This is a genomic window from Rhizobacter sp. (assembly GCF_031412075.1).
Taxonomy (GTDB): Bacteria; Pseudomonadota; Gammaproteobacteria; order Burkholderiales; family Burkholderiaceae_C; genus Rhizobacter.
Genome location: NZ_JANOCG010000502.1, coordinates 1 through 4,643 on the forward strand (window position 1 = coordinate 1; position 4,643 = coordinate 4,643).

Genomic DNA, 4,643 nt, shown 5'->3' on the forward strand with positions numbered 1-4,643 from the left:
GGCACACGGGCGCGCCTGGAGCCGCTGCGCCTGGCGGCCGAAGCGCGGCGCAAGGTGCGCCTGAGCTACCGCGACCTGAAAGACAGCGAGAGCCAGCGCACCGTGCGCCCGCTCGGCTGCTTTTACTGGGGCGCGGTGTGGACGCTGGCCGCCTGGTGCGAAGCACGCTCGGAGTTCCGCAGCTTTCGCGTCGACCGCATCCAGACCCTGCAGGTGTTGGAAGAAGGCTTTCGCGACGAGCCCGGCAAGACCCTGCCCGACCTGTTCCGCCAGACCCAGGCCCAGATGGCCCACCACAGCGGCCACAGCGCCAGCGCCTGACGACGGGCAGGTCAGTGCGGTGAAACCGATCATTCTTCTTTCGGCCAGGCGCCGTTGACGTTCACCAGCCGGCACTCGCTGGTGCAGGGCTGGCGGTTGGCGTCACAAGCCGCCCTCGGCAAACACAGCAGGGTCGCAACAAACTCACACCAGGGTGCGCAATTCGGCCAGCATCACCGCGTTGTCGAGGTCGAAGTAGTGGGTGTGGGCGTCGGCACCGAGGCAGAGGTCGCGGTAGTCGGGGGCGCGCTGGGTGGGCTTGCCGTCGTAGGCCGCCGCGTCGACCGAGAGTGCGGGCAGGGCCGGGTCGTGGGCGGTGGTCCACAACCAGCGGCCCACGTAGTCGCCCGCCGCCCACACGTTGACCCAGTGCGCCACCCCCAGGTCGGCGCGCGGGTCGGGGCCGTGGCTGCCGCTCTTTCCAAGAACCCAGCCGTATTGGCACGGGAAACGCAGCGCATACAGCTGCCGCAAGGGGCTGCCGCAGGTGAGCAGGCGAATGTTGCGCGCCCCCAGCTCGCGGCCAAGCTGCAGCAGGCGGTCGTCGCCGCTGTGCGCCCGGTGCGGTGGCAGCAGCTGCCCACGGCGCTGCAGGTAGCGCAGCAGGTCGGCAGTGATCACCGTGCCCTGGCTGTGCGCCACGATCACGATGCGGTCGTGGCCCTGCTTCAACACATGCTCCAGCACCGCCACGTAACGCTCGAAGATCATCACCCGCGGGATGGCCTTGCGCGGAAATTCGCGAAAGTGGTTGTCGACATCGAGCGCCGCATCGAGCGGCGCGCGCAAGGCCTTGAGCTGCTTGAACGCCACACCGCCGATGGCCACCAGGCCGACCGCGCCGCCGGCCACCAGCACCACCAGCTTGGCCAGCACGGCGCCCGACCAGCTGCCCACCGGCAAGGCCACCACCCCGAGCCACGGCAATGCAATTCCCAGGCGCGCGAGCTGGCTGCCCACCAGCAGCACGGCCACGCCGATCAACACCACGGTGATGAGCCAGCTCCACCAGCGCACCAGGCGGTCGAGCGCGCGGTAGCCGGCGGTGAGCCAGTGGCCGAGTCGCGGCGCGACCGGGCCCTTGACCAGGCGCAGCTCGATCAGCACGCTGGGAAAGAACACCAGCGCCACAAACCCCAGCAAGGCCAGCAGCATCACCGCGATCACGGCAAAGGTGTCGGTGCTGGCGCTGAAACGCAGCGCGAGGAAACGGCCTGACTGCAGCCGCCCGTCGACCGTCACGTCGGCAAACCACCAGGGCGCGTAGTGCAGCCCTTCGACCAGCGCCTCCATCGGTTGCGAGACCAGCGCCCACACCGTCATCACGAACGCCACGAAGATACCGACCGACACGAACAGCCCCAACCGCGCGGTGACGATGCTCTGGCGGCGCTCGGCCGAGTTGTGCACGCCGCTGCAGGCCCATTCGCCCAGGCTCACCGCGGCGGTGACGAGCAGCGCCATCAGCACCCAGCCGCTCAGCTGCAAGAGCAACAGCACCTCGACCGCGCGCAGCACACCGGCCACGATGCGCTCGCCGGCGCCCGCCACGTCGTGCCCCAGCGCACCCCAGACGATGGCGCTCAGGGTGAGCGTCATCAACACCGCGCCCACACCGTAGACGGCGCGAAAGCGCTCTTCGCAATAACCCAGAAAGCGCTTGTAGGCCCACAGCAGCAAGGCCCCGCCGGTGAGCATCACCCACCAGGCCCCGGCGGCCGGTTGCTGCAGCGCCGCCCAGGCCAGCACCCCGCCGCCCGACACGCCCGCCCAGAAACCCCAGACCCACGGCCTGCGCAGCAGGTAGACGCAGACCACCGCCAGCGCCGCGCCGGCCAGCCCGGCCGCGCCCAGGCTGAACGAGCGCTCGCGCCCGACGATCAAGGCCGCCGGGATCAACAGCAGGACACACATCAGCAGCTGCAGGAACAGCAGCGCCAGCATGCGCGAGAACACCCAATTGGCCCAGCGGTGCGTGCGCGCGAGCCAGCGCATCACGCCGCTCGGGCCCAGCGCCACATCGGCCAGCGAGAGCGTGTCGGAGCCGAGCTTGGAGAGGTGGAACAAGAGCGTGAACAGCTCCGTGAGGATGCGCGTCACGCCGCCGCCCAGGCGCGACAGATCGGCCCAGTGCATCTCGAACACATCGGTCTGGCGCTGCGGGCTGCTCACGCGGTGGCTCGGCATGTCGTAGTGATGCGGCGTGGTCTCGCCGCGGCGCACCGAGGCCGCCTTGGCCAGCAGGTAGTCGGTGAAACGCACACCGTGGTCGACACCGCTGTCACTGGCAGCGCTGTTGGGCAACGGCGCATCGGCCACGGCGCTCGGCGTGGGCGCAGGCTGCTCGCCGATCTGGGCGTCGAGGAAATCGCTGCGCAGTGACTGGCGCAGCGACTTGCTGCTGCGCTCGATCCAGCCTTTCGGGTCCCAGCGGTGAAAAGGCACCGCGGGGGACAGCGCCGTCACGTCGATCGGTGTGTCGACGCGGGTCACCGGCGCGTGGCTGCCCGCCGCCAGCTGGGTCGCGACCTGAGCGCCGGTGACACCGCGCACCTGGTCGGCGATGCCGTGCACCACGATCACGGCCACACGCTCGGGCCGCTCGGGGGTGGGGGCTGGGTTCATGGCGGGCAAGGGTAGGCTTCGCCCCCCGGGGCCGCATCCCTAAGGTGTGGGAACCTCGCCGAAGCGGCTCAGTCCATCGGCCACGGCCGTTGTGCGGGCCGCAGCTGCTCCCAGGCGCGGGCCAGCTGCAGCACGCCCAGGTCGTCGTGGCGGGCGCCCACGATCTGCAGGCCGATGGGCAAACCACCCGAGGTGTGGCCGCAGTTGACGCTGGCCGCGGGCTGCTCGCTCATGTTGTAGGGCAACGTGAAGGCGATGTGTTCGAAGGGTTGTGCCGGGTCGTTGGTCGGGCAAGGCCACTCGGCGGCGTAGGCCGCAATGGGAGAGGTGGGTGTGAACACGAAGTCGAAGGGCTGGCAGGCGGTGACCGCTGCTTCGCGCATCGCGCCCATCTGGCTGAAGCCCTTGAACACCTGCTCGCCGGAGAGGCCCGCGCCACCACGCGCCCACTCGACGATGAAGGGCAGCACCTTGGCACGCCGCTCGGGCGGCAGGGCCGAGATGTCCATCCACGCACGGCAGCGCCAGAACTGGTCCATGCCTTCGGCCATGCCGCGTGTCATGAAGGGCGGGAGCGGCTCGACGATGGCGCCGGCGGCTTCGAACGCCTGCGCCGCACCTTGCACCGCCTGCGCTACTTCGGGGTCGACGGGCAAACCCCAGCCGGCGTCCATCAGCAAACCGATCTTCAGGCCACGCAGCGGGCGGGTGAGCTCCAGCCAAGAAATCGGCTGGTAGGGCAAGCTCATCGAGTCGCGCGCATCGGGCAGCGACAGCACACGCATCATCAGCGCCGCGTCTTGCACGCTGCGCGTCATGGGCCCGGCCACACGGCCGGCATACGGCGGGTAGATGGGGATGCGGCCCAGGCTGGGCTTCAACGCAAAGACGCCGCACCACGCGGCGGGCAGACGCACCGAGCCGCCAATGTCGGTGCCCAGGTGCAGCGGGCCATAACCGGCGGCCGATGCGGCAGCGGCACCGGCGCTGCTGCCACCCGGGTTCTTGCTCACGTCCCAGGGGTTGCGCGTGAGTGGGTGAAAGCTCGACAAGCCCGACGACAACATGCCGTAGTCGGGCATGGTGGTCTTGCCGAGGATCACCGCGCCGGCTTCGCGCAGGCGGGCGGTGGGCGGTGCGTCGCGCTCGGCTGGCACGAGTTCGGTGGCGGCGGTGCCGAGCGGGATCGGCACACCTTTACTGGCGATGTTTTCCTTGATGGTGACCGGCACGCCGTCGAGCGCACCCTGTGGTTCGTTTTTCAGCCAGCGCGCCTGCGAGGCCTCGGCCTGGGCCAGCGCACCTTGAGGGTCGAGCCCATAGGTGGCGTGAACCTGCGGCTCGCAGCGCTCGATGTGCTGCAACACGGCGTGCGTCACTTCCACCGGCGACAAGGCCTTGTTGCTGTAGGCGGCCAGCAGCTCGATGGCGCTGAGGGTGTGCAGTGCGGTCGTCATGGGGCCTCGCGATTCGACGATCAGGTTCAGCACCGGATCTTCCGTCATTCCCGAGAAGGCGGGAATCCAGGATGGTTCGCTTTGGCTCGGCGTTCGTTGACTGCGTGAGGCCGCGCCGGGTGTTCGGCCCGGCGGCCGACCTCCTTTCTTGTGTCGACAAGAAAGGAGGCAAAGAAGCGACCCCTGCCGACTCGGCCCTCGCGTTGCGAGGGCTGCCTTGCGCTGCTCGGTCTTTGCGGG

General features: G+C 69.5%; 3 protein-coding genes. 1 reads left to right on the top strand and 2 read right to left on the bottom strand.

The annotated features are described in order from the left end of the window. Nucleotides 1–321 (top strand): WYL domain-containing protein (locus RMO40_RS18610; RefSeq protein WP_309724570.1); only part of this gene is annotated, 321 nt, incomplete at its 5' end. Nucleotides 322–465: 144 nt separating this feature from the next. Here the strand turns inward: RMO40_RS18610 and RMO40_RS18615 are convergent. Together RMO40_RS18615 and RMO40_RS18620 are read right to left on the bottom strand one after the other, a co-directional pair. Beyond that, nucleotides 466–2,946, bottom strand: a complete 2,481-nt coding sequence (locus tag RMO40_RS18615; RefSeq protein WP_309724572.1) for a hypothetical protein — start codon at nt 2,944–2,946, stop codon at nt 466–468. 68 nt (nt 2,947–3,014) lie between these two features. Continuing rightward, on the bottom strand, nt 3,015–4,451 hold the full coding sequence (locus RMO40_RS18620; protein WP_489660195.1) for an amidase: 1,437 nt from the start codon (nt 4,449–4,451) through the stop codon (nt 3,015–3,017). Nucleotides 4,452–4,643 lie beyond the last annotated feature (192 nt).

What these genes read in the sequence shown, in the direction of transcription:
- RMO40_RS18615 (WP_309724572.1), bottom strand. Translation starts at nt 2,946, where the DNA reads ATGAACCCAGCCCCCACCCCCGAGCGGCCCGAGCGTGTGGCCGTGATC.
- RMO40_RS18620 (WP_489660195.1), bottom strand. Translation starts at nt 4,451, where the DNA reads ATGACGGAAGATCCGGTGCTGAACCTGATCGTCGAATCGCGAGGCCCC.